A 23,599-nucleotide genomic window follows, 5' to 3' on the forward strand; every position below is an offset into this window, starting at 1 on the left:
CCTCTTAATATTTTTAAGCCTTAAGATTTTTTAAAAATTCCCGAATTTGTTTTCCTTTAAAACCTTTCGCCAGTTGACGCAGGTGCATGGCAAACGGTACCCATTGCTGATTCAACTCCTCAAGTCTTGTGGTTTCCTGAATAATGCCTTTAAGGTCTCCCCTCATTGCTAGATCGAGTAAAGCCGCAACTTCCCGTGCAGGTGGAACCACAAAAGGGTCTTGAGTGGTTAGGGGTACAGTCGCGGTATGCCCATAGGAGTTCTCTTCATAAACCCATTCCAGTCCCAAGTGAGCTTGTAGTTTTTCTAGAAGATCTGCTTCGCGGACTGGCTTGGGGAGAAAACTGTCGCAACCAACTTCGCGACTTTGTTGGTGGTCGAAATCAAAAACGCTGGCTGAGATGGCAATTACTACCACCCCTTCCAACTCTGGCATCATCCTGAGGCGACGGGTAGCTTCAAAGCCATCCATTACGGGCATCACTAAATCCATACAAATGACATCTGGCTTAAACTGACAGGCTTTGTTTAAACCGTCCAATCCGTCATTAGCTTCTAAAACTTCAAACCCTAAAGGCTCTAGCATATTGACCAACACGGAACGGTTTGCCCACTTATCATCTACCACCAAAACTTTTCGCTTTAAGCCTTTGTAACCAATGATATTGTTTTCCGCAATATAAGCAACATCAGTCCATTCAACTTCAGTTAAATCTAAATCCAACCAAAAAACACTTCCTTTTCCTAATGCACTTTCTACCTTCAATTCGCCACCCATTAACTCAACTAATTGACGGCTAATTGTCAGTCCTAATCCCGTTCCTTCAGTCTCGCGGCTCTTCTCACCTACTTGTTGAAATGGTAAAAATATTTCTTCTAATTTTTCTGGAGCAATGCCAATTCCTGTATCTTCTACTTGAAATCGAAACCTTTCTTGATGATAGCCAACTTTGAAAGTCACATAACCTTGTTCTGTAAATTTAACTGCATTTCCAAGTAAGTTAATTAAAATTTGCCGCAACCGCTTTTCATCTGCTCGTATGGCTTTGGGTATAGGGGTTAGAGTTTCGTAAATCAACTCTATACCTTTTTGTTCGGCACGAATGCGGCAAATTTCAGCAATGGCTTCTAGAAATTCAGGAAAATGAAAATTTTTGACATAAAGTTCCATTTTCCTAGCTTCAATTTTTGAGATGTCTAAAACATCATTAATCAAGTGGAGCAGGTGTTCGCCGCATTGATAAATAACGCTCAGACCGTTCTTTTGATGGTCTGTGAGTGTTTTGCCTTTTTTCAGGATTTGAGCGTAACCCAAAATCCCATTAAGTGGAGTGCGAAGTTCGTGGCTCATGTTAGCCAAAAACTGGCTTTTGGCTCGGTCAAGTTCCGCTAACGCTTCAGCCCGTTTGCGTTCCATCTCTAAGGCGCGGGTGTTGGCGATCGCTGTTGCTATCTGACCTGCAACTAAGCTTAAAAATCTGCGATAGGTGTCGTTTAACGCACGGCGGGGGCTAATACCAACGACTAAAACACCTGCAGGCAGTGTCACTCCAGGCTGTGCCACTGGCAGAACAAGCGCCGTAGAGGGGGACTCCGGCCAAAGACCACCGGGTAAGGAACCAAATTCAGCCACTAAATTGTCCGCTTGTTCGATTTGTCCGGTAGTTGCTACTCTTGCTAAAGACCAAATTCCCGGTTTCTCTTGAGTATTAAGGTCAATCGTCAGAGGGCTGGCTGGTGTACCTGGTTCGAGACCGGTTGTTCCTGCTAAATGTGCTTGTGTCCTATCCTCATTTAATAGGTAAAGTAGAGCAAAGGGAATATCGGCGGCGTTCTGGCTTAAAGTCTCTGTGGCAATTCGACAAGCTTCTTCCGTCAGTTGCGCTGTTGCGGTGTTGGTTACCAAATCGTGAAGCGTCCGCAGGCGTCGTTCATCTATGACTCGTTCTGTCGTTTCGGTAACCGCCTGGAAAATGCCGACTACACGACCCGACTCGTCACGGATGGGGCTGTGGGAGAAGGTGAAGTATGTCTCCTCGATATACCCGTTGCGGTTCGGGAGGATTAACTGATTTTCATACCAGGTGCCTTCACCTGCCAAGACCCGCTCGAACATGGGAGTGAGAACGTCCCAGATTTCCGTCCACCAAGGATAGGCTGGCTGTCCCAATGCTCCAGGGTGCTTGAGGTCACCGAGGATGGGACGGAATCCGTCGTTGTAGAATTGAACTAATTCCGGACCCCAATGAATCAGCATCGGAAAGCGCGAGGCTAGGAGGATACTAACAGCGGTACGCAAGCTCTGGGGCCAACTATTGACCGGACCCACAAGGGTTTTTGACCAATCAAGCGATCGCATCAGCGCACCCATCTCCCCACCGCCCACGAGGCAATCTTCCGGGTTAGCCGTCTTCACCTCATCAATCACAAGTTATCCTCCTGTTTGACGTGTGGCAATAACATTTAATTTCTTTCAAGTTTATTGCCCATGTACTAATGACTTAATTCAACTTCAAATTACGTAATTTTTAGTAAGCTCATTTAAAGTAACTGCTCACAGTCATAAAGTACGGTAGTTGAAAAACCTCTCTCTAAATCTCTCTCCTATAAGGAGAGAGACTTTGAATTTTTGGTTTAAACGTTTGATTGTTTGTAAACTTTTTCACATATCCTGAAAAGTCAGGAGAATTCTCATATTCAAAAGCACCAGCTTATTGGCTGGAATTTAGTTCTTCTTCTCCCTTAACAAAATCGCTAATTACACGGGTATCTAGTAAGTAACCCATTCTTAAAATTCGACTTCCCTCATATCTTGCACCATCACCTTATTGCAAAAATCAAAGCCCAAAAAGCTAATCCCGATCGTAGGTAGGGCTATGCCTCTTTACATAGTTTGGTTTTTTCACCTCGTTCTACTTATACTTCTTCTGGGTTCGGATGAGTGAAGAAGACTCCATCTGTGTCAACTTCTATAGGAGTTGCACCGCTGTTGTTAATGACTTCAATCATGAACTGTAGGATACGTCTACCATAAGCTGTCACCAGGGCTGCTGCTTCCATGTCATTGAAGGTCAGTTGAGATGTCCCAAAGAAACCAAATTGGGAATTGGCTAGCACTTTGACAGATTCTCTTCTCTGTTTGGCAACGATATCTCCACGCTTCAGCAAGTCGTTCGAGTCTTGATTTCTCATTGACTAAATATTGCAGAATGCTTAACCCGATTCGCTTTGTGTCCTTGCGAGAAACAATTCCTTTCGATAATATGGTTCTAGGATACATGGAACTGATATCGATGTATCCAACCTTTTTGTATAACCCTGGAATAGAGTAGGCTATCCCTCCTTGGAATTTGTACTTGCGATCGGGTTTGGGTTTGTGTCCGGGATAGTAATACTCGAATATTCGAGTCCACTTCGTACCGTTACCAGTGAGGGCTAATTGCTGGAGGTTCATCCCTGGCACAATCAATGCTTCGTAGTAGTATGAAGGTACTAACCTATTGGCAATAAGTTGGGTATCTTCCAAGTCGTAGATGAGGTACTCCTTGATTTTCTGCCATTCCCTGCTACTAGAACCGACTTTCCAACAGGAGAGAATTTCGTCGTAGGGGAGGATTAATCGCGGTTGAGAACGCAATCCCATTTCCAGAACCACTTGTTTGAGCGACCTTCCGTTGGTAAGTTCCTTGGCAACAAAATCCCATCTGAGAACGCAGATATAGATATCTACGTGTTGACAGTTGCGTATAAAGACTTCTTGAATTTCCAATGGCTCGCCATGTACTTGAGCAGTTCGGATTGTGTGCTTTTTTGATGCAATTGTAAATGGATGAGCAATGCCATGTAACTTGCAACGGCTGATGATAAAAGGTAGGTCAAATTCTGTTCCATTATAAGTATAAATTACATCTGGTTTGCTTGCCTCTAAATGTTTGAGAAACGAGACGAGGATTTGGCTTTCAGCTTCATCCATAAATATGGCAATCTTTCCTGTCTCGCTCATACAGCCGATAGCGTAAATGCGGTTTTCTCGTGGGTTTATCCCTGCTGTTTCTACATCGATGACGAGAGTTTTGAGATGAGAGTATGGGACAATATTTGTTGTCGGTTTCCACTCAGGTATTGCGGTAGTATCTTCCCAGAATATGTCAAGTTTTTCTTCATTAACGATGATTTGATTACCAGATTTTCTGACAAAGTCTCTGTGGTTGTAACTCATTTGACTACTCCTTCCCGCTATATGACTACCGATTTTCTTTTCCTCTTTCTTTGCGCTCTATGCCTCCAACGTCTGCCCGCTTCGCGATGCCGCAGGCTATGCCCGCAGGGCTATACGTGTCTTTACGGTTCTATTTAAATAGGTAATCTTTGAGTGAGAAAGGAGTAACGCCCCCCTACCCTCTTTTCTAAGTTAGGCTGTTTGGAATTGAGATTCCAATTGCAATTTGTATACTAGTTCTACCCATGCTCCTGCTTTCTTCCCTTGAACGGGAGTCAGACTGTTCCAATGCTGTTCAAGTTCAGATTGGGATAGGTGTGGAAGTTGTTCCTGTCCCCAATTTAGTGCATCTTGAATAGTACGCCACCGGGACCAGGGTTGTTTTGTTTTCTTGAGATTGCTCAATTCAATCAAGGTTGCTTCCAACCAAAGTTGAGCTGCTTCAGAGTCGCGCATCAGGTTTTGTCGTGACATCAATAGAGCAATGCTTGATTGAATTTGGGTTGATTCCCACATTTGAGCAATCGTCACCAGTTCTTTCCAAGTGTCTTCTTCAAGTTGAGTCATGCAGTTACTAGCGGGATTGATTTTAGCAACTAGCAGATTTTTGAGAAAGTCAGTCAAGCTGGAGTAGATGACGAACGGGTTTTTGCCACACTCGATTAAGTTGTGTAAGATTTGGAGGCTATTTGTGAATTCCCCTTTGGCAAGATGTTCGGTTAGGGTAAGTAGGTCGTGTTCGGGAACAACGCCTGCTAATTCCCAAACCCAATTCGGCGTAATTTCATCGACTCCCAAGTTAGTCAATTGGTCGAGCAACACAAGACAGTCACGAAGGAAGCCGCCGCAAGATTTGACAATTGCCTGAATAGCAGAGGCGTTAATGTTGATATTTTCTTTTTGGGCAACTTCTGAGAGATACTGGACAAGTGTTTCTTGTTTGACCCTCCTAAAATCGAACTTTTGACAGCGAGATACAATTGTTTCTGGAACTTTGTGTATCTCAGTTGTGCAGAAGATGAAGACAACATAGCGGGGAGGGTTTTCGATGGTTTTGAGGAGTGTTTGCCAAGACTGGGCATTCTGTGCCGCAGTTACCATCCACTAAAGGGGAACGTCGTTCTCAATCCAGGATGCACTTATCAGAGGTGATGACAATAGTCATCGCATTTCATGGTAGTGGTTATAAGACTTTTAAGGAATTTTATACATTACACGTGCTACCAGGCTGGCGCTCGGCATTTCCAAACTTGGTCAGTTATACCAGATTTGTGGAACTCATGCCTTGGTGCTTAATGCTATTGTCTTGTTTTTTACATACGTTGACAGGAGAAATTACAGGAATTAGTTTCATCGACTCGACCCCAATTGATGTTTGTCATAACTGCCGCGCCCATTCTCATCAGGTTTTTAAAGGATTAGTAACATGGGGAAAAAATTCTGTTGGCTGGCACTTTGGATTTAAACTTCATTTGATTATTAATGACCGTGGGGAACTACTTGCATTTAAGCTAACTCCTGCGAATGTTGACGACCGTCAACCAGTTCCAGATCTAACTAAAGATTTAATTGGTAAGCTTTTTGGAGACAGAGGGTATATTTCACAAAAATTATTTGAGGAATTGTATGAGCGAGGTTTACAACTAATCACAAAGTCTAAGAAGAAAATGAAAAATCGTTTGGTCAAACTGATTGACAAAATTCTTTTACGCAAACGTGCGGTAATTGAGTCGGTTAATGACTATCTGAAAAATGTGTGTCAAATAGAACACTCCCGTCATCGGAGTCCATTTAACTTTCTGGTTAATTTAATGGCTGGTGAGCGCGGCATACTGCTATTTACCGAAAAAACCATCTATTAATATTTATCCGAAAGATTTGCCTGCACTACCTCCTGCTATTTTTTAGACCCGTCGAACTCAGATCACATTTACCATATATTCTCAATATTCTTCAGACATCATACTTCTTCTATAGTTCTTATGTACTATTTTTGCCGGTGTGACAGTTGAGGGGGCGGAATGTGGGCTAAAACATCACGGTGTAATACTTGGTGAAAGAAGCCGAGGGGAGCGTGTATTACATGGAATCGGGGAAATCAGGTGTTACCGTCGTGTAATACATGGTAGCTATCGATCGTAAACATGCCCCAATTCGTAATACGCAGTGTCAGAAATATTTTTTCGGACTGGCTTTTCAAGTGGTGGCGATAAGCGCTCTTTCAGCTTGCACCGAAGCGATCGCGCAGCGGCGGCTTCCGCATCGCTCACTCATTGGCTCCATAGAAACGCTCATCGCATTGCTCCAAAGTTACATTCTACCCTTCACCTATCAGCGCGTTCAACTTACGGTGTCATACACCGAATCACAGTCATGTTGAAGCCCCTACCGTGTATTACACCGTAGAGCCAACTTAATTGTGCTGCTGTAACCTGTATTACACGGCATCACCTGTCTTCATGTAACACCACAGCGAGTGAATTCCTTTCCAATGTCATACACGGAACTGCGCGATCGCTTCGGCGCAAGCTGAAAGAGCGCTTATCGCCCCTGCCGTGTATTACACCGTTATTTCCCTTGCCCCCTTCTAAGCGTCTTACACGATCTCAGCACAATCTCATCCTCAACGTCGGTTTTTCCTTGCCCTGTTAGGCATTAATTCCTCTCACCCTTCACCATAGCTGAGTAAACATACAGTACATACGCTCAATACTTTATACAGTATGCTTTCTACGTTTTTAGCTCCGTCGAACTCACGTTAATTACAGAAGAGATCACTAGACAAACTCGTTATGTTGGACGGGGACGACCATCAAAAAACTCTCCAACTGAGGAACTGACAGGTATTTGTCTTCAACTTCATATCCAGCAGATTGATACTGCGATTAAGGAGGCAGAAACTTTGGCAGGATGGCGATTGTATGTCACTAATGCCTCTCTTAGCCAGCTAAGTTTACCACTTGCGGTGATGTATTATCGGGATGAATGGCTCTTGGAGCGTGGTTTTCATCGTTTTAAAAGGGGTTCTTTGCCTGCCCTACCCATTTACTTTCACGCATACTGACCGAATCACTGGCTTAATGTTCTTGTTAAACCTGGCGTTGCGGGTGTTTACCCTGATGGAATTTGTGGTGAGGCAAGCACTGATAGAAACTCAACAATCCTTATCCGGTCTTTATGATGGCAATCCAAAGCGAAAAACTTCGCGCCCATCTGCTGAGAAAATGCTTAAGGCTTTTTGTAATTTAACTCTCTACTTTCTGCCTGATTCTACCATCTTCATCACCCCAATTAACGAGCTTCAAAAACAAATTCTTTCTTTAATGAAAATGCCTGAATCCCTTTATCAGGTTGAAGGAGTGCTACGCTCGACCTAATTACATCTTCCCTCTGTAAAATTAGCACTTGTTGACAAGCAATTATCTAATTGAATGTTCCATTTCGACATCAGTCTCACCGTGTATTACACTTTAAGGACGCTTTGAAAGCACTTTTCTCCATGTATTACACGAATAAGACCGTGTTCATATAGCACTCTCTTACGTGAACTCCCCTTTTCCATGTAATACATGGAAAAAGGCAAATAAGTTTTCCCGTGTAATACATCGTTAATCTCCCAACGCTTCCCCCAAGTATTACATGGTACCCCTACAATTAGATCCGAATTAGATTTTTCCCTTACCCAGTCGGGTATTAATTCCTCTCTCCCTTCAAAAATGAGCGAACGTACAGTATTGTCACTCAAAAGTTCGGCAACCTTCAGCCACCAGTAAAAGTCTGTGTCCAATGACCAATGACAAAGGATTTACTCACTCATGACAGAAGTCCTTTGTTGAGCTTGTTGCCAAAGTTTGTGCAAGAAAAATTCACAGCGATCGCTCATGGCAGTGACAAAAACGCCATCTGCATCCTCAGAACCATCAGATAGCCAAGAACCTTGCAAAGTGATTTCCATATACTCACTATCACAAAAGCACAGAGCAATGATTTCACTGTCCTCGCGGACAACAAGAGCCTTGAGCACCTCGACTCCTGGTAAATCAACAGGAAGCAAAAAGGAAGCAGTGCTGGGTTCAACGCACAGACATTGACCAACTCGCAATGCGAGAATAACTCGCTGCGCCACCCACTCTTCCAGCGATTGAGCCAGACACTCCATGTAAAAGCTCGATTCGGTGTATGTTAATTTCAGCATTCCTTACGGCTCTCCTGTTATTCCAGGTTTGCTTGCACGTCCATCCAAAACTGTTCTGCAAAAGAAATAGTTGGATAAACAGGTGCTTTCGGCTTAGTACGAAGTTGCATGCCAGCCTCTTGGGGTGTGCGGTCTCCTTGGAGGGAGTTACACCGTTCACAAGCAGCAACCACGTTTTCCCAAGTATGACGACCGCCTCTAGAACGGGGAAGGACGCGATCCAGCGTTAAATGTTGATTGCCACCGCAATACTGGCAACTGTGGTGGTCTCGCCGCAAAACCTCTCGACGGTTCACGGGGGGAACCTTCCACATCCGCTCAATATTGGCACTTTTTAAGCGAATGTGTTTTGGTAGGTAAAGTACCAAGCTTGGAGAATGAACTTGCCATCTCCTTTGTTTGGAAAGGTTTAATGGCTCTGCCTTTTCTGTCAGTAGCAGCACAATCGCCCGCTTGATATTTACCCGACACAGTGGCAAGTAATTTTGGGAAAACACCACCACGGATTGCTCTAGAAGTTGCATTGCGCTCGTCACGGCTTGACTCCTCATTAACAAACCCCCACTTCTTTTGTGTTGGAAGCGGGGGTTGGAAATTTGACCATTTTCTTCTTGTGTATTCTGGTCTTATATCGGTACAGTTGCTTTGTAGCTGTACCTCCCGCTTTCTTTGTCTAGTTTTGGTGCTGCATACAGTACACCAATGCTGGCATATCTTGAATCACGATCGCCCTCTGTGTGTTGCCATTTATTTGGGTGACTATTACTCCCCATACGTAAATACTCCACTCCCACAGCGGCTGATTCCCAACTAAATCGGCAGTTGGAAACACGCGAGGAAGTAGAGATTGAGATGGGGTAAATGGATATCACAGAAAATTTCACCTATTGAACATTCCTTTAAACATACTACACTTGTATTACTATCCTGTCCATACTTTGAGGAGAAAAAGGAGAAAAAATGATGCATACAATCGCTCGCACCCCAACCACCGATATGGAAGTTACCAGCATCCGTTTGGAGCGGGAACTCAAAGATAAGCTTAAAGAACTAGCTGGCACTCAGGGATATCAAGCTTTAATCCGAGATATCCTTTGGAATTATGTCCAGCAGAAATCAGGTGAGTGGAAGCCCAGATTTTCGCGAGCTGATATTCGGGCAAGTATATCAGCCACAGCACAACAAGAAGAACGCTGTGTGCTTACGGGCCAATTGATACAAGCGAAACAACCGATGTTATTAGGACTGACAAGAAATGGCGAAATGGTTCCTCTGAGTGTCGAAAGTTTGGCAGCAGATTAAACTTTTGTTCGATTAAACCCAGCCCAGTTGTTGCCTCACAAGAACACAACTGGGCTGAATTGAAATTTTATAAGAGAAACTAATTTTTTTAAAAAAAACTATAAATTAATTATATCATTTTGCCGAAACATTTTCTTTGGAGTCGTAAAGTTGTAGTTTTTGTTAAAACAGCAATAGAATAAAGATATATTTTAGTTTCCAGAAAAATAAAGAAACTGTAAAGGGTTGAGACTGAGACAAAAACACTGGAAAAAGGTGTTTGGCTCAGTAGAAAGTAACCATAAGAAATTCCACAAAGCTTTGCAGTGCCAAGCTTTCATTTCATATAGTCAGGAACAAAGACATTGTCCTCACTTGGGAAAGTGTGAATAAAATATTACGTTAACTAAAATTTTGACCTCAGTGTTAGCGCGGAAGTATTTTAAGGAGTTTCAGCCCTAAATATAGAGAAATTACGGTTTATATATACTTACAAGCGAGATATTCTAATTGCAAGTTAGCAAACTAACGAGGTACACCATAGCCAACAATTATTTTGCTGAGGCATCTTAATATATTTTTCATATTTTTGACTTATTTACAAATTCGTTTAAGAAACTGGAGTTTTGGTCATCTGAATAGAGAAAAGGGCTATAACAGGTGAAAGAAAGATTTGAAGTCCGTTAGGGTGCAGCAGCAGAGCGATGGGTAAATGATGTGCTAGGAAATTTTGTACAAAAAAATGGGGTCAATGTCCAAGAGTGTGCTAGGAATGAACAAGCCTTTATCATCGTCGCCAAAGCGACCCGATGATGTAACACGACAGAATCAATATCCGCATGGAAAGCTGATGCAGCATCAGGAAGAACCCGCCCTCAAGTTGGCGCAAAAACTTAATCAAATCATTGCTAATAACTCGGCTCCGACAATGATGCTGCAAGAAATTGCCCAAGCTCTAGGAGCTGCGTTTCAGGTGGATTGCTGTTGCCTGGTTATAGAACCCAGTGAGACATCAGATGAAACAATGAGTGCTAATTGGTACGCGCAAGGGTACTCAGAATTACCTCACTCCGAAGACGTATTTGTGGCAATGGAACAGTTGGACTTACCAGTGATGGAATGTGCTTCTGAACCGTTAACTATTGAAGATATTGCGACAATTCAAAAAAGTCTTGTCATTGGATGTCAATACTTGCCGCTTGCAAAAGCTGTTTTGGCAATCCCCACCAGATTTGGTGGCAAGAATAATGGTGTTATTAGCCTCATAAAATCACAGCCTTATAAATGGAGTGAAGCAGAAAAACAACTGCTAAAGTCTATAGAATCTTCTTGCGCCATAGCCTTTTCTCAGGTGACCCAAGCACAGCAAATTGCCAACCAGCAAAAGTACCTGCAAACTTGTGCCCAGCATCAAAACCTAATTAAGCAACTGACAATACTCAGTCGTAGCAACTGGGAATTAAATCAAATGCTCCAGTTAGCACTTGCATCCACTGCCGAGACTCTAGGTGCCGAGCGCGGTCTGTTGATTCTGCTAAAATATACAGATCCACTATATATCAGAAATAATCCGAAAAACCAAATCCCCAAGGCAAAAGCTAACATTGTGGGTGAATGGTGCAGGGAAAAAGAAAGTCCCCTGGCTAAATTAGACACATCGGAAAACTCCTTCTATCTTTCTGATTGTGGTTTATGCCAGCGTGCCTTTGCTAATTCCGGAAAACCAGTCATTATTAATGACAATACAGATATAAGAGATACCTCAAGAATTGCCCCAGTATTTGCACTGGAAGACCTACCCTCAATGCTATTAATGCCATTAGAGATCCAAGGTAAAGTCTTAGGATTTATGGCACTACAGCAATCAGCATCTCGGAATTGGCACTCATCAGAACTTAATATATTGGAAATGGTCTGTGCCCAATTGAGCAATTCCATAATCCAAAATCAAACTTTGCGGCAAGTACAAACGCTGGTAGATGAACGCACGGCAAAACTGCAAAGTAGTTTGGAACTACAAGCAAAACTTCATGAAAGAACTCGGCAATACGTCGATCAACTGCGGGAACTCAACGAACTCAAAGATGAATTTTTGAGTAATCTGAGCGATCGCCTGCGCTACCCATTAACAAATATGCGTATGGCACTGCGTATGTTGCGCCAACCTGGAATCGGGCCAGATCGTCAGGTGAGATATCTAGATATTCTGGAAGAAGAGTGTAACAAGGAAATTAACTTAATTAATGATTTGCTGACACTCCAAAAGCTAGAGAACGACCAAGAACGCCCGCAATTAGAAACTGTAGATTTAAATACAAAAATTCAGGATATAGCTGCATCTTTCGAGAAAAAACTTACAGACAAAGGATTAAGTATAGCCTTAGATTTGCCAGAAGAAACCCTCTCAGTACAAACAGAAATCGAGAGTTTTGACCGCCTTCTGCAAGAGTTGTTAACCAACACCTGTAAATACTCGGAACCTGACACCGTTGTCAGGGTGCAAGCAACCCATGAAGTGGAGCAACAAGTCGATCGAGTTATTATTAAGGTGACTAACGTTGGACGTGGCATTTCTGAAGAAGAAGCCGCTTACATCTTCGATAAGTTCCGTCGGGGTAAAGGAAGATGGACTCCCGGTACTGGCTTGGGGCTTGCGTTGGTCAAGTCTTTGGTACAGCACTTAGGTGGTGCGATCGGCGTAGAAAGCACACCAATTGGGGGTTCTAGCCTGAGTGAAATTTGCTTTACTCTAACTTTGTCCCAATTTTCTAACGATAGCGAATCATAATTTGGTGAAAGTGACTGAAGAACATAACATCCCAGAAGAACTTGATTTAGGAATTAGCAACGACACTATCCAAGAACTAAACTTGGATAGTGATGCTGCAGCTGTTTTGCAGGCTGTAGACGTTCAAATCGAGAAAATAGCAGAACGAGTCCGGCAAATCACTGCTCAACTCCAAATCCCCCATTGTGTGGAAAAAGTTTGGAAAGTGCTGACAGATTATGAAGCCTTACCTGACTTCGTTCCTAACCTGAGCAAAAGTCGTTTGCTAGAGCACCCAAACGGAGGTATTCGTCTAGAACAAGTAGGCTCTCAAAAATTTCTCAACATTAACTTTTGTGCCCGTGTTGTTCTGGATGTTGAGGAGTACTTCCCCAAGGAAATTAATTTCCGCATGGTGGAGGGAGATTTCAAAGACTTTTCAGGTAATTGGCAATTAGAGCCTTATGTCCTTGGCGAAGGTAGGGGAACTCGACTGTGCTACACTGTCAAGGTTTGGCCCAAGCGCACTATGCCAGTCGGGCTCATTGAACGCCGTCTTAGCAATGATATGCGCCTAAATCTTGCCGCTATCGGTCGGCGTGTAGAGACAACATCAAGCTAATATTAAATAGTAAAAAGCTAAAATCGAATTTTAGCTTTTTGCTTTTGCTTTATGATTTAGTTAATACCCCCAGGGGGGACAAATGACTATTGATTTAGAACAAGTTGCCATTCTTTGCTTTGAGAATTCCAATTAGGGAAGGAAGTTTCCCCAACAACGTAGGGTCCCCAATAGCGACGGGAACCATCTTGTGCAAAAGCAACTAAAATATCCCCTTTTTCCAGTTTCAAATTCCCGTTAGGCAAAGCCAGAATCAGCCCTTTTTCAGTACCTTCTTGAGGAGCAAAATCCCAATGTGCGGGTATGGCGTCGTTGGCTTCTTGAGAAGAAGTTCCTTTCCCCAAGGAACGTCGTGAAAGTAGGGCTAGACGTACTGGTTGATTGGTTTTATTACTCATCCGCAAACTTCCGGGAATTGCCGCTTTCTTCCCATTGTTCTCGCGATCGTATGCCACAACGGTACTGAGAGCTTCTTTACTGCTGTTATCTATTAAATTTGAGGGAGGTACCGAACTGGATGAGGTAGAAACAGAAGAGGACGCAGGGCTGCGCGTCTCTAATGTCCTTTCTACTGATGGCGAAGATTTTTCTAGCCCGGTTGGCTCAAAAGATACGCTCAATGTTTGGCATCCCATGGGCAGCAGGAGCAGTCCCAATGAAGACGCGACCAGAACAGCGTGAGGAGACACTGACGGTTTCATAGTAATATAATTTACTAATAAGTAATTTGTTTCAGCTTAAGTAACCGCTTACTAGTTACACGGGCAATCTAAGAACAGTTGCCCAACATGGGTTCTCTTGGAATTTGGGGGTGAAACGTATCATATGTAACATTATGAGTGCAACAGCAATCCTGTGACTCCCCAAAATGAAGAAATGTATAGATATTTGTGTTCGCCGAAAACCAAATAGAAACCCATAATACTATTTAAGCAAGCCTGTTGCTATGCCGCATATCCCCTATGTAGGAATATATGATGATTTCTTGATATCTATAAGTTCCAGTAATGCAAAACACGCGTCTTAACAACTTATTAAGTAATGTCTCTGGGCGCTTGAGGCAATGGGTTTTCAACCCTTGGCGGCGTTGGTCTGTACTGATTATCAGTTGGTTGTTCGGTTTTTTTCTGGGAAGTGCAATTTCTACAACAGCCGGACAGACCGCCGAATGGGACATTGGGGTCGCTGCGGTTTTAGTGGCTTTGACAGAAATCGGCAGCAGAATATTTTACGGTCGTTCCGTACAAGAGCGACAAGCACTTTGGGTGGAAGCACTCAACATCCTCAAAGTGGGTCTGATATACAGCCTGTTTCTAGAAGCCTTTAAGCTAGGATCTTAATAAAAGGATAAAGGATGAAGGATAAAGGATGAAAAAGAGGTAGGTAGGTAGGTAGATTGATAGAAACGTCTCAATTTATTAATAAGGTTTACTTTATCCTTCATACTTCATACTTCATATGACTAACTGGTTGAGCCAGATTTTGATAGGGGAAGTCACCGAGCAAACTTGGCAGCTGGCAGAAGACGCAGAGCTAGTTGATACACAAAGAGCAAAGGCTTTTGGGATCGCACGGGAAAATGTGAGAGAAGTAATAGAAACTCGTTCGGATATCCTGCCATCTATTATACCAGACTTTGAGAAATTTTGCCAGACACAGCAGCACGTGAAACCCAAAGCTGTGTTAAAAGTCTTGTGGCATTTATGGCTTCCGTTGGCTATACAACTCGCATCATTTCGCCAACAAAAGGGGCGTCCTTTTATACAAGGTATTTTGGGAGGACAAGGAACGGGTAAAACGACTATGTGCGGCGTGCTTTCCTTGATTATTAAACAGTTAGGCTACCGCTGTCTCAGCTTGTCTTTAGATGACTTGTATAAAAGTTATAGCGATCGCTTGCAATTAAGACAACAAGATCCACGTTTAATTTGGCGCGGTCCCCCAGGAACCCATGATGTAGAACTAGGGTTAACTGTGCTTGAGCAAATTTGTAATTCTACAAGCCCAGTTGCTGTCCCTCGCTTTGATAAATCTCTCCATGCAGGTGCTGGCGATCGAACTTCCCCGGAAATTGTGGAAGATGTCGATATTGTTCTGTTTGAAGGTTGGTTTGTTGGGGTCAAACCTATCGATCCCGCTCTATTTAATTCCGCACCACCGCCAATTGTGACAGAAGAGGATAGAGCATTTGCTCGTGATATGAATAGCCATCTCAAAAGTTATCTTCCATTGTGGGAAAAATTGGATAGCTTAATTGTGCTGTATCCCGAAGACTATCACCTTTCTCTGGAATGGCGCAAACAAGCAGAACGGCAGATGATTGCGGCTGGTAAGTCGGGTATGACAGAACAAGAGGTCGAGCAGTTTGTTTACTATTTTTGGCGTTCTCTTCACCCAAAATTATTTATTGAACCATTAGTTAAATATCCATCCTCAGTTGATTTCGTCATTGAAATGAATCGCGATCGCACTATTTTTTTCTTGTCCAAAGGGGGAACAAGAAATCCAACTTCCTCCCCTTTATAAGGAGAGGTTAGAAGCGATAGAAATTACAGCAGATTGCAACGCGGAGGAGGTACAGATTGTTGTAAGGGCGAACACAAGTGCGTGCCGACCAAGGTAGGCATACGGCTGTTCGCCCTCTAAAGTGTATTGTTAATTTAATCTCCTGACTGTATGCGGTTAAGAAGCTCGTAGAAGGGTTGCCAATTATCTTCCTGAACAATCGGTTCCCAAATTGATTCAATTACTGGTCTAAGTATGACAGTTTTGGGATTGTGGTGAACCAAAGTCTGGGCAATGACATTCATTTGTTCTAGAGACAAGCTGTTCAATATCTTATGGTACAAAATGCACCAATTATCAAAAATCTCTGATGAACCCGCTCCTGGTACAAGGTCTGAATCTACCATAATCAGCCCAGGTTCATCACGCCATTTGGATGAAAAGGTGCGAGCCATCTCATAAAAAAATCGATGATATTCAACTTTACTATTCTCTAAAAATTTGAGCGTCAAATTCAAAAGTTCAGAAGCTTCTGGGTGTGCTATATCCTCAAAGCCAAGTTTTTTCAACATTAAAGAGCAATATTCACGATTGTAATGCTCATCAAAACTTGCCAATCCACATTCCATATCTAGTGGGTCGATAACAGCCTTTAATGATTCTTGAAGTGTTTCTAAATTCCACTTACAAATCCCTGGTTGATGGCTATAGCAATAGCGTCGATAGTAGTCAAAATAGGCAGCTGTAAAATACGGATCGTAACTGGGGATGAATGCGTAAGGACCATAGTCAAAACTCTCACCCGTAATTGACATATTGTCAGTGTTAAGTACTGCGTGACAAAAACCCGCAGCCATCCACTGTCCTACCAGTTCTGCTGTTCTTTTGACTAAATCCGCAAAAAACAGAGCATACTTTTCTTTTTCATTTACCAAATGTTGGTAATATTGCTTAATAACATGATCTAAGAGTTTCGTGGCTAAATCTGGACGCCGAATATAATGCAATCGTTCAAAGGTACCGAATCGAATGTGGGATCGGCTCATCCTCACGATGACTGAGGAACGGGTGGGAGAGGGTTCATCACCTCGCCAAAGAGATAAACCTGTTTCAACCATGCTCAAGCATCGCGAGGTTCTCACCCCCATGCGATGCAGTGCTTCTGCTGCAAGAACCTCCCTCACGCCACCCTTTAGGGTCAGCATACCATCACCACCACGGGAGTAAGGAGTTCTACCGGAACCTTTGGTACCAAAATCATACAATTCACCATCAGTACCGCGTACTTGTCCGTAGAGAAACCCCCGACCATCACCCAAAAAAGGGTTGTATTCGCCGAATTGATAGCCGTGGTAACGCAGTGCCAACAATGGTTTCCTAGCCTCAAATTTGCCAAAGGCTGTGATAAAATGCTCGTCTGTTACGGCTTGAGGGTTTAGTCCGAAGCGATAGAGGAGTGCATCGTTACGCCAACGCAGTATGTGTTGGGGAAATTCTGCTGCTACAACTTCGTCGTAATAATCATTGCCTATAGATTCAAGGGCAGGTTCGTAGTCGAGGTTGAGAAAAGGATTATCGGAAATCTTGTTGTTTGCTGTTTCAGCTAGAGTCATTAGACTTGTATGCAAATTAGTGTAAAATATTGCCAGATTGCGGCAATGGACGGAAACGAAGTTAACTTAACTCTTTTATCAATACTATCTTCTGCAAGACTTCACCAACTCAAAATTATAAAGCTCAATGGGTCAAGTGTTGATTTTTACAAACTATTCCAGTCAAAAAGATTGATAGTACCAAACAAAGGCAGGGGGACTACAGGGGTCGAATCAAGCTCATAATTATGGAGAATCGCTATCAGACGACGTTTTTAAAACAATTGCCTTTATGCTATAATTAAGGGTCAACTAGCTTTTTGCTGTCAACCCAAAGCTACTATATTAGTCTAGAACAAAGGACTAATGACACTTTTGCAAAGGATGTATCAAATTTTTGAATTGCGCTCTACTGGTGATGAATCCTCAGATAGAATAGCATTAATTTTTTGTCGAGAAGCTTGAATAATCGATTGTATGCGAGCTTTTTGTTTGGGCGTTAGCCTCACAGATTGTATGACTTGACTGATGTTCTGACGCGATCGCAAACCTTGAACCATTTTACTGCGTTGAACTTGGGTGAATACAGCTTCAACCTCTTGGAATGCTTCTGCCTTTAAGCCCTCTATCCTTTGACGCTGTTGCGGTGTCAATCTTTTTTCAATACGGGGTAAAGCATATCCTAAAGCTTGAATTGTCAGTGGTACTAGAATATACGAAGGAAGAGGTCTAGCAAATGCCGCCGAAGGAATTCCAGATAAGAGGGCGATTAAGACAAAGGATGTAAAAAATACAGACACACGCTTTGTATATTTATGACTCATAATGAAATAGCACTGTAGGATTTTCGTAGAGATTATTGGTTTGTGAATAGTCAAGATTCTAATCTAACTTTTTGAATTTGCAATATATTAGCCCAGTAACCAAATAATTTGTAATTTGAAAGGATGGGCTTCGCGAACGTCATTCGTAATGAAAAATTTAGTGAATTACGAGTTGGAGTGAAGCGACTTGACCTGCCAGTTGTGGTTTGTCATACTTGTAAGAATATGATCTTGCCATTTACCATTAATAAATAAATAATCTCTTGCATAACCTTCTACAACAAACCCCAGTCTTTTCAGGACATTGCCACTTCGCTGATTGTGTTGTGCTGCAAAATGCGCCGATGCCTGAGTTGGAACTGGCTGATTTAACCTTGGCGACCTTGGCAATTGAAAGCTCCACAGCTAAGTTTGATTTGACTCTGTTTCTGGAAAATACAAGCGCCGGATTAATGGGGGCGATCGAATACAACACTGACTTATTTGATGCTGCTACCATTGCGCGGATGGTAGAGCACTATCAAACTTTACTAGAAGCAGTCGTTGCCAATCCACAGCAAAAGCTATCAGAACTACCACTGCTCGGAGCAAAGGAACGCAACCAAATACTGGTAGAGTGGAACAACACCCAAGCGGTTTATCCCCAACAGTTGTGTCTGCACTCTTTGTTTGAGCAACAGGTACTGAAGACACCTCATGCAGTGGCAGTCGTATTTCAAGAGCAACGCCTCACCTACAGCGAACTGAACGCAAAGGCAAATCAATTGGCGCACTACCTAATCTCACTCGGTGTAAAACCGGAAGTGTTGGTGGGTGTGTGTGTCGAGCGTTCTTTAGACATGGTGGTGGCATTGCTGGGCATACTCAAGGCAGGTGGAGCTTACGTGCCTTTAGACCCAACATACCCGAGTACGCGCTTGAGTTACATGCTGTCGGATTCCCAAGTGTCGGTGCTACTGACACAGGCTCAATTGCTCTCGAAGTTGCCCGCACACCAAGCGCGTGTGGTAGCGTTGGATACCGAGTGGCAAGAAATAGCCCAACACAGCCCGAACAATTGTGCCACCTCAGTCACGCCAGACAACTTAGCATACGTCATCTACACCTCTGGCTCTACAGGTAACCCCAAGGGAGTGGCAATCTCCCACCACAGCCCGGTGACCTTGGTACATTGGGCGCAAGGAGTGTTTACGCCACAACAGTGTGGGGGGGTTCTGGCTTCTACCTCGATTTGCTTTGACCTTTCAGTGTTCGAGTTGTTTGTACCCCTGAGTTGCGGTGGTAAGGCGATCTTAGCTCAAAATGCTTTGCATCTACCCAGTCTACCTGCATCAAATGAAGTCACGTTAATCAATACCGTACCGAGTGCGCTCGCCGAACTACAGAGAATGAACGGCATACCTGCAACTGTGCAAACGGTGAACTTGGCGGGTGAGGCGCTGCAAAATCAACTCGTGCAGAAGATTTACGAGCAACAAACCATCCAACAGGTATTCAATCTCTACGGACCGTCGGAAGACACCACTTACTCGACATTTGCCTTGGTAGAAAAAGGCGCAACTGGGACACCTACAATTGGCAAAGCGATCGCCAACACACAAGTGTATATACTTGATGCCCAGATGCAACCAGTACCAGTGGGTGTGGCGGGAGAGTTGTACATCGGTGGTGAGGGGTTAGCACGGGGCTACCTCAACCGTCCGGAGTTGACCGCAGAAAAATTCGTTCCCAACCCCTTTGCATCGGACAAATCGAGTCAACGGCTTTACAGAACGGGAGATTTAGTTCGTTACAAAGCTGATGGTAACATCGAGTACATCGGGCGCATCGACCATCAAGTGAAGGTGCGCGGCTTCCGCATAGAGTTGGGAGAAATAGAGGCGGTACTGAGCCAGCATCCAAACGTGCGACAAACTGCGGTCATCGCCACACAAGAGATGGTGGGCGCAACGCGGTTGGTAGCATACTTGGTAGCACATCAACAACCCGCACCCAGTGTGGGCGAGTTGCGGGCGTTCCTCAAACAAAAGTTGCCAGAATACATGACACCAAGTGCGTTTGTGGTGCTTGATGCCCTACCACTCACACCCAATGGCAAATTAGACCGCAAAGCACTACCCAAACCATCTTGGCAACCCGAACTCCGGGAGGGTTTTGTCCCACCGAGAACACCAATCGAAGAAACACTGGCAAACATTTGGGCATCAGTACTGGGTCTGGAGAAGGTGGGTATCCACGACAACTTCTTTGAACTCGGTGGGGATTCGATTTTGAGTCTTCAAATCATTGCCAAAGCCAGTGGCGCTGGGGTGCAACTGAGTGCCAAGCAGATGTTTGAGTATCAAACCATTGCGGAGTTAGCAGCAGTGGCAGGTACAACTGGGGCAATTGAGGCACAACAAGGTGTAGTGAGCGGCACATTACCACTCACACCGATTCAGCAGTGGTTTTTCGAGGAGAATTTTGTCGCACCAGCACACTGGAACCAAGCGGTACTGCTGGAAATGCCACCCCAGATACAGCCACATCTTTTAGAGCAGGTGGTGCATTCAATGTTAGTGCATCATGATGCCTTGCGCTTGCGTTTTGAGAAAACCGATTCGGGTTGGCAACAAATCAATGCAGGAGTTGAGGCGGCTGTACCGTTTACAGTCGTAGATTTATCCGCACTGTCACAAGCGCAACGACAAGCTGCAATCGAGGCAAAAGCAGCCGAACTCCAAGCGAGTTTAAATTTGTCCACTGGATCATTGATGCGAGTGGCATGGTTCAATCTGGGTAAGGAGTTCAACTCAAGAGTGTTGATAGCCATCCATCACTTGGGGGTGGATGGGGTGTCATGGCGGATTTTGTTGGAAGATTTGCAGACAGCCTACAACCAACTCAGTAGTGGTAGGACGATACAATTGCCTGCCAAAACCACATCGTTTAAAGATTGGGCGCAACTGCAATGGGAGTACGTGCGATCGCAAAACCTGCAACGCCAGTGGGATTTTTGGCTGTGGCAATCACAGCAACCAGTTGCCAACATCCCAGTTGACTATCTAGGTGGTGCAAACACCGAAGCATCTGCACGTACAGTGTCGATGTCCTTGTCCCCAGAAGAAACTCGTGCATTACTCCAAGAAGTGCCAAAAGCCTACAACACGCAAATTAACGACGTGTTGCTCACAGCCTTAGCGCAGGTGTTAGCTCGTTGGACACAATCAACGCACGTGCTGTTCAACTTGGAAGGACACGGACGCGAAGAGATATTGGAAAATGTTAATATCTCCCGCACTGTCGGATGGTTTACCACTATCTTTCCCGTGGTATTGCATCACACCTCAGACCATCCAGGGGAGACTTTAAAGTCTATCAAAGAGCAACTGCGTCGCATCCCTCATCAAGGGATAAGCTATGGCTGGTTGCGCTATCTACTTGATGACCCCGAAACCACTGCCCAACTTACTGCCCAAAAACCAGCCCAGGTTGTCTTCAACCATTTGGGTCAATTTGACTCGGTGCTGCAGACCAGTGCGATTTTCAAACTTGCCAGCGAATCAACTGGTCCTGGACGCAGCCCCCTGAATCATCGCAGCCATTTACTTGAGATTAATAGCATTATCTTTGACTCTCAGTTGCGGGTCGATTGGATCTACAGTCAGAACTTACACCACTCCAGCACCATCGAACAAATTGCTCAAGAGTTTTTGCAAGCCTTGCGCGGGCTGATAAATCATTGCTTGGCTCCTGAGGCTGGCGGTTATACTCCAACTGATTTTCCCGCAGCAGGCTTAAGCCAAACAGATCTTGATGAGTTATTTACACAACTGGAGGAGATAGAGAGCTAAAAAAATAACTTCGCACACCAAACGTCTAAGTTCTAGCAGAACAATTGAAACGCTGTATTGAGCAAGCACAGGCAGATAATTAAGTAACCGAAAAATGCGAACCTTTATCATCCTTTGGTTTGGACAACTGGTATCCCTCCTTGGCTCTGGCTTGACTGGCTTTGCTTTAAGTTTATGGGTCTACAAAAATACCAACTCAGTTACTCAGTTTGCACTGATTTCTGTGCTAACCATGCTACCGAATATTATTATCTCCCCGATTGCAGGTGCGCTTGGCGATCGCCTAGACCGACGCAGGGTAATAATTTTGAGCAATTGTGGGGCTGGGTTGAGCATCCTTTCGATGACACTGCTACTTTTCATTGGGCATCTTGAAATCTGGCATATTTACGTGGCTACGACTGTTAGTTCTGCTTTCAACGCCTTACAGTGGCCTGCTTATGATGCTGCGATCGCGCAGATTGTACCACCGCAGCATTTAGTTCGTGCCAATGGAATGTTCCAACTAGGGTTAGCCGTTGGACAGCTAATTTCGCCAGTGCTAGGAGGGTTTCTGCTAGTAACCATTCAGATTCAAGGTGTCCTCATACTTGACGGAATTAGCTTCGTTTTCTGCCTTGTGATGCTCTTGCTGATTCGGTTACCCAAACCTAGAACGACAACAAAAGCCGAAGTACCGAAAAACTTAGTGTGGAAAGATAGCTTGGTAGGCTGGTATTATATCACAACTCGCCCTGGGTTGTTTTGGTTATTAATCCTTAACTGTATCTACCATTTTGTTGAGGGAATTGCCGTTGTGCTATCGACACCACTGTTCCTTTCCTTTGCCTCGACTACCGCACTTGGCACAATGCTATCCATCGGTGGTAGCGGTATGGTACTTGGTACAGCACTCATCAGCAGTTGGGGTGGAGGGAAGCGTCGCATACACAACGTACTCGGGTTTATGCTATTAGGTGGGTTATGTATGCTGCTGGCTGGGTTGCGTCGTGATATTGTGCTGTGTACTGTTGCCATTTTCCTTCACTTTTTCAGCCTGCCTATAGTTGTCAGTTCCAGGCAAGCCATTTTTCAGAGCAAAATCGCGTTTGATGTGCAGGCGAGAGTCTTCGCTGTCAACCGAATGCTGATTAATTTATCCCTGCTGCTTGCTTACGTAGTTGCTGGACCTTTAGCTGATTATGTGTTTGAGCCACTGCTTGCTATTGATGGACCGCTAGCAGGAAGTGTTGGAAAGATAATTGGTGTTGGACCGGGACGCGGCATTGGTTTGCTATTCATCATCATGGGAATGCTCTTGATTGGAGCAATTGTTACTAGCTATCTTTCTCCACGCTTGCGACGGGTAGAATCCGAGCTACCAAATGTTATTTCTTACTAAATAATACTAATTCTCTGAATTAATACTACACATCGTTGATGATTATGGCGCTAAAGCGCAACTACTAACCTTTTTTAATGTGTAGTCTAGTTATGGAGAAATAGTATGAGTCAGTTTGCAGGAATATTTTACAGAATGTAAATACACTGAAAGCCTTACTAATGACAAATGACTGAGGACGACCCTTACCAGTTACGTTTTTTGTTACTAACCTACTTAAATTCTTTGTAATTTTTGGAGTGATTATGAATTGGAATAACCTTGAAGACACAACTATCTACAAAGTTGTCGTAAATGATGAACAACAGTACCTCCCCCTCTGCCTTAATGATAAGTCTTTACCCGGACATGATATAAGCGTGGAAACTGAGAGATGAAAG

General features: G+C 43.9%; 19 protein-coding genes and 3 pseudogenes. 11 read left to right on the forward strand and 11 right to left on the reverse strand.

Annotated elements, in window-relative coordinates:
• Positions 1-13: 13 nt before the first annotated feature.
• The 4 genes from ACYRY3_RS06110 to ACYRY3_RS06125 form a co-directional block, all read right to left on the reverse strand.
• Positions 14-2,371, reverse strand: a complete 2,358-nt coding sequence (locus tag ACYRY3_RS06110; RefSeq protein WP_460200848.1) for a GAF domain-containing hybrid sensor histidine kinase/response regulator — start codon at positions 2,369-2,371, stop codon at positions 14-16.
• A gap of 545 nt (positions 2,372-2,916) precedes the next feature.
• Positions 2,917-3,117 (reverse strand): DNA polymerase domain-containing protein, encoded by a 201-nt coding sequence (locus tag ACYRY3_RS06115; RefSeq protein ID WP_460200824.1) that lies wholly within the window; start codon positions 3,115-3,117, stop codon positions 2,917-2,919.
• The gene (locus ACYRY3_RS06120) at positions 3,062-4,219 is read right to left on the reverse strand and encodes a 3'-5' exonuclease (RefSeq protein WP_460200825.1); all 1,158 of its coding nucleotides are present in this window, start codon (positions 4,217-4,219) and stop codon (positions 3,062-3,064) included. The genes ACYRY3_RS06115 and ACYRY3_RS06120 overlap by 56 nt, the downstream gene beginning before the upstream one ends.
• A 192-nt stretch (positions 4,220-4,411) precedes the next feature.
• A complete protein-coding gene (locus ACYRY3_RS06125) occupies positions 4,412-5,320 on the reverse strand; it encodes a hypothetical protein (RefSeq protein ID WP_460200826.1) in 909 nt (302 codons plus the stop codon).
• Here ACYRY3_RS06125 and ACYRY3_RS06130 point away from each other — a divergent pair.
• The 3 genes and pseudogenes from ACYRY3_RS06130 to ACYRY3_RS06140 form a co-directional block, all read left to right on the forward strand.
• Positions 5,305-6,127: pseudogene (locus ACYRY3_RS06130) on the forward strand (IS982 family transposase); the annotation flags it as partial. The gene ACYRY3_RS06125 and the pseudogene ACYRY3_RS06130 overlap by 16 nt on opposite strands.
• 258 nt (positions 6,128-6,385) lie before the next feature.
• Positions 6,386-6,625 (forward strand): hypothetical protein, encoded by a 240-nt coding sequence (locus ACYRY3_RS06135; RefSeq protein ID WP_460200827.1) that lies wholly within the window; start codon positions 6,386-6,388, stop codon positions 6,623-6,625.
• Positions 6,626-6,974: 349 nt separating this feature from the next.
• Positions 6,975-7,596, forward strand: a pseudogene (locus ACYRY3_RS06140) (IS1634 family transposase); the annotation flags it as partial.
• A 428-nt stretch (positions 7,597-8,024) separates the two neighbouring features.
• On the opposite strand, the gene ACYRY3_RS06145 reads toward ACYRY3_RS06140, so the two are convergent.
• From ACYRY3_RS06145 to ACYRY3_RS06155, 3 genes are all read right to left on the reverse strand, one after another.
• The gene (locus ACYRY3_RS06145; protein WP_460200828.1) at positions 8,025-8,414 is read right to left on the reverse strand and encodes an alr0857 family protein; all 390 of its coding nucleotides are present in this window, start codon (positions 8,412-8,414) and stop codon (positions 8,025-8,027) included.
• A gap of 17 nt (positions 8,415-8,431) precedes the next feature.
• Positions 8,432-8,950: an HNH endonuclease gene (locus ACYRY3_RS06150; RefSeq protein WP_460200829.1), complete on the reverse strand. Its 519-nt coding sequence runs from the start codon at positions 8,948-8,950 to the stop codon at positions 8,432-8,434.
• 90 nt (positions 8,951-9,040) lie between these two features.
• On the reverse strand, positions 9,041-9,286 hold the full coding sequence (locus tag ACYRY3_RS06155; protein WP_460200830.1) for a hypothetical protein: 246 nt from the start codon (positions 9,284-9,286) through the stop codon (positions 9,041-9,043).
• Between the two features lie 91 nt (positions 9,287-9,377).
• On the opposite strand from ACYRY3_RS06155, the gene ACYRY3_RS06160 reads away from it, so the two are divergent.
• The 3 genes from ACYRY3_RS06160 to ACYRY3_RS06170 all read left to right on the forward strand — a co-directional run bounded on the left by ACYRY3_RS06160 (position 9,378) and on the right by ACYRY3_RS06170 (position 13,084).
• Positions 9,378-9,716, forward strand: a complete 339-nt coding sequence (locus ACYRY3_RS06160) for a ribbon-helix-helix domain-containing protein (RefSeq protein ID WP_460200849.1) — start codon at positions 9,378-9,380, stop codon at positions 9,714-9,716.
• Between the two features lie 751 nt (positions 9,717-10,467).
• Positions 10,468-12,483: a sensor histidine kinase gene (locus ACYRY3_RS06165; protein WP_460200831.1), complete on the forward strand. Its 2,016-nt coding sequence runs from the start codon at positions 10,468-10,470 to the stop codon at positions 12,481-12,483.
• 10 nt (positions 12,484-12,493) lie between these two features.
• Positions 12,494-13,084, forward strand: coding sequence for an SRPBCC family protein (locus ACYRY3_RS06170; RefSeq protein ID WP_460200832.1), 591 nt, complete (start codon positions 12,494-12,496; stop codon positions 13,082-13,084).
• Between the two features lie 86 nt (positions 13,085-13,170).
• Here the strand turns inward: ACYRY3_RS06170 and ACYRY3_RS06175 are convergent, their stop codons facing one another.
• Complete coding sequence (locus ACYRY3_RS06175; protein WP_460200833.1) at positions 13,171-13,785, reverse strand: hypothetical protein; 615 nt, start codon at positions 13,783-13,785, stop codon at positions 13,171-13,173.
• Positions 13,786-14,091: 306 nt separating this feature from the next.
• Here ACYRY3_RS06175 and ACYRY3_RS06180 point away from each other — a divergent pair, with 306 nt between their 5' ends.
• Together ACYRY3_RS06180 and ACYRY3_RS06185 are read left to right on the forward strand one after the other, a co-directional pair.
• Positions 14,092-14,424 carry a DUF565 domain-containing protein gene (locus ACYRY3_RS06180; protein ID WP_460200834.1) on the forward strand — a complete coding sequence of 111 codons (333 nt, stop codon included), beginning with the start codon at positions 14,092-14,094 and terminating at the stop codon, positions 14,422-14,424.
• A gap of 118 nt (positions 14,425-14,542) precedes the next feature.
• On the forward strand, positions 14,543-15,610 hold the full coding sequence (locus tag ACYRY3_RS06185) for a glycerate kinase (RefSeq protein ID WP_460200835.1): 1,068 nt from the start codon (positions 14,543-14,545) through the stop codon (positions 15,608-15,610).
• 134 nt (positions 15,611-15,744) lie between these two features.
• Here ACYRY3_RS06185 and ACYRY3_RS06190 read toward each other — a convergent pair whose 3' ends face one another.
• The 3 genes and pseudogenes from ACYRY3_RS06190 to ACYRY3_RS06200 form a co-directional block, all read right to left on the reverse strand.
• Positions 15,745-17,202, reverse strand: a complete 1,458-nt coding sequence (locus tag ACYRY3_RS06190) for a protein adenylyltransferase SelO (protein ID WP_460200836.1) — start codon at positions 17,200-17,202, stop codon at positions 15,745-15,747.
• Between the two features lie 368 nt (positions 17,203-17,570).
• Positions 17,571-18,005, reverse strand: a complete 435-nt coding sequence (locus tag ACYRY3_RS06195) for a hypothetical protein (protein ID WP_460200837.1) — start codon at positions 18,003-18,005, stop codon at positions 17,571-17,573.
• Positions 18,006-18,170: 165 nt separating this feature from the next.
• A pseudogene (locus tag ACYRY3_RS06200) lies at positions 18,171-18,329 on the reverse strand (30S ribosomal protein S5 alanine N-acetyltransferase); the annotation flags it as partial.
• Between the two features lie 20 nt (positions 18,330-18,349).
• Between ACYRY3_RS06200 and ACYRY3_RS06205 the strand changes: the two are divergent.
• The 3 genes from ACYRY3_RS06205 to ACYRY3_RS06215 all read left to right on the forward strand — a co-directional run bounded on the left by ACYRY3_RS06205 (position 18,350) and on the right by ACYRY3_RS06215 (position 23,596).
• Complete coding sequence (locus ACYRY3_RS06205; RefSeq protein ID WP_460200838.1) at positions 18,350-21,838, forward strand: amino acid adenylation domain-containing protein; 3,489 nt, start codon at positions 18,350-18,352, stop codon at positions 21,836-21,838.
• A 94-nt stretch (positions 21,839-21,932) separates the two neighbouring features.
• On the forward strand, positions 21,933-23,219 hold the full coding sequence (locus tag ACYRY3_RS06210) for an MFS transporter (protein WP_460200839.1): 1,287 nt from the start codon (positions 21,933-21,935) through the stop codon (positions 23,217-23,219).
• Positions 23,220-23,464: 245 nt separating this feature from the next.
• Positions 23,465-23,596 (forward strand): hypothetical protein, encoded by a 132-nt coding sequence (locus tag ACYRY3_RS06215; protein WP_460200840.1) that lies wholly within the window; start codon positions 23,465-23,467, stop codon positions 23,594-23,596.
• The last annotated feature ends 3 nt before the right edge of the window (positions 23,597-23,599 follow it).

The sequence above is a fragment of the Scytonema sp. NUACC21 genome, from assembly GCF_054684315.1.

What these genes read in the sequence shown, in the direction of transcription:
- ACYRY3_RS06175 (WP_460200833.1), bottom strand. Translation starts at nt 13,785, where the DNA reads ATGAAACCGTCAGTGTCTCCTCACGCTGTTCTGGTCGCGTCTTCATTG.
- ACYRY3_RS06210 (WP_460200839.1), top strand. Translation starts at nt 21,933, where the DNA reads ATGCGAACCTTTATCATCCTTTGGTTTGGACAACTGGTATCCCTCCTT.
- ACYRY3_RS06185 (WP_460200835.1), top strand. Translation starts at nt 14,543, where the DNA reads ATGACTAACTGGTTGAGCCAGATTTTGATAGGGGAAGTCACCGAGCAA.
- ACYRY3_RS06205 (WP_460200838.1), top strand. Translation starts at nt 18,350, where the DNA reads ATGCCTGAGTTGGAACTGGCTGATTTAACCTTGGCGACCTTGGCAATT.
- ACYRY3_RS06145 (WP_460200828.1), bottom strand. Translation starts at nt 8,414, where the DNA reads ATGCTGAAATTAACATACACCGAATCGAGCTTTTACATGGAGTGTCTG.
- ACYRY3_RS06120 (WP_460200825.1), bottom strand. Translation starts at nt 4,219, where the DNA reads ATGAGTTACAACCACAGAGACTTTGTCAGAAAATCTGGTAATCAAATC.
- ACYRY3_RS06160 (WP_460200849.1), top strand. Translation starts at nt 9,378, where the DNA reads ATGCATACAATCGCTCGCACCCCAACCACCGATATGGAAGTTACCAGC.
- ACYRY3_RS06215 (WP_460200840.1), top strand. Translation starts at nt 23,465, where the DNA reads ATGAATTGGAATAACCTTGAAGACACAACTATCTACAAAGTTGTCGTA.
- ACYRY3_RS06180 (WP_460200834.1), top strand. Translation starts at nt 14,092, where the DNA reads ATGCAAAACACGCGTCTTAACAACTTATTAAGTAATGTCTCTGGGCGC.
- ACYRY3_RS06110 (WP_460200848.1), bottom strand. Translation starts at nt 2,371, where the DNA reads ATGGGTGCGCTGATGCGATCGCTTGATTGGTCAAAAACCCTTGTGGGT.
- ACYRY3_RS06125 (WP_460200826.1), bottom strand. Translation starts at nt 5,320, where the DNA reads ATGGTAACTGCGGCACAGAATGCCCAGTCTTGGCAAACACTCCTCAAA.
- ACYRY3_RS06195 (WP_460200837.1), bottom strand. Translation starts at nt 18,005, where the DNA reads ATGAGTCATAAATATACAAAGCGTGTGTCTGTATTTTTTACATCCTTT.
- ACYRY3_RS06190 (WP_460200836.1), bottom strand. Translation starts at nt 17,202, where the DNA reads ATGACTCTAGCTGAAACAGCAAACAACAAGATTTCCGATAATCCTTTT.
- ACYRY3_RS06165 (WP_460200831.1), top strand. Translation starts at nt 10,468, where the DNA reads ATGAACAAGCCTTTATCATCGTCGCCAAAGCGACCCGATGATGTAACA.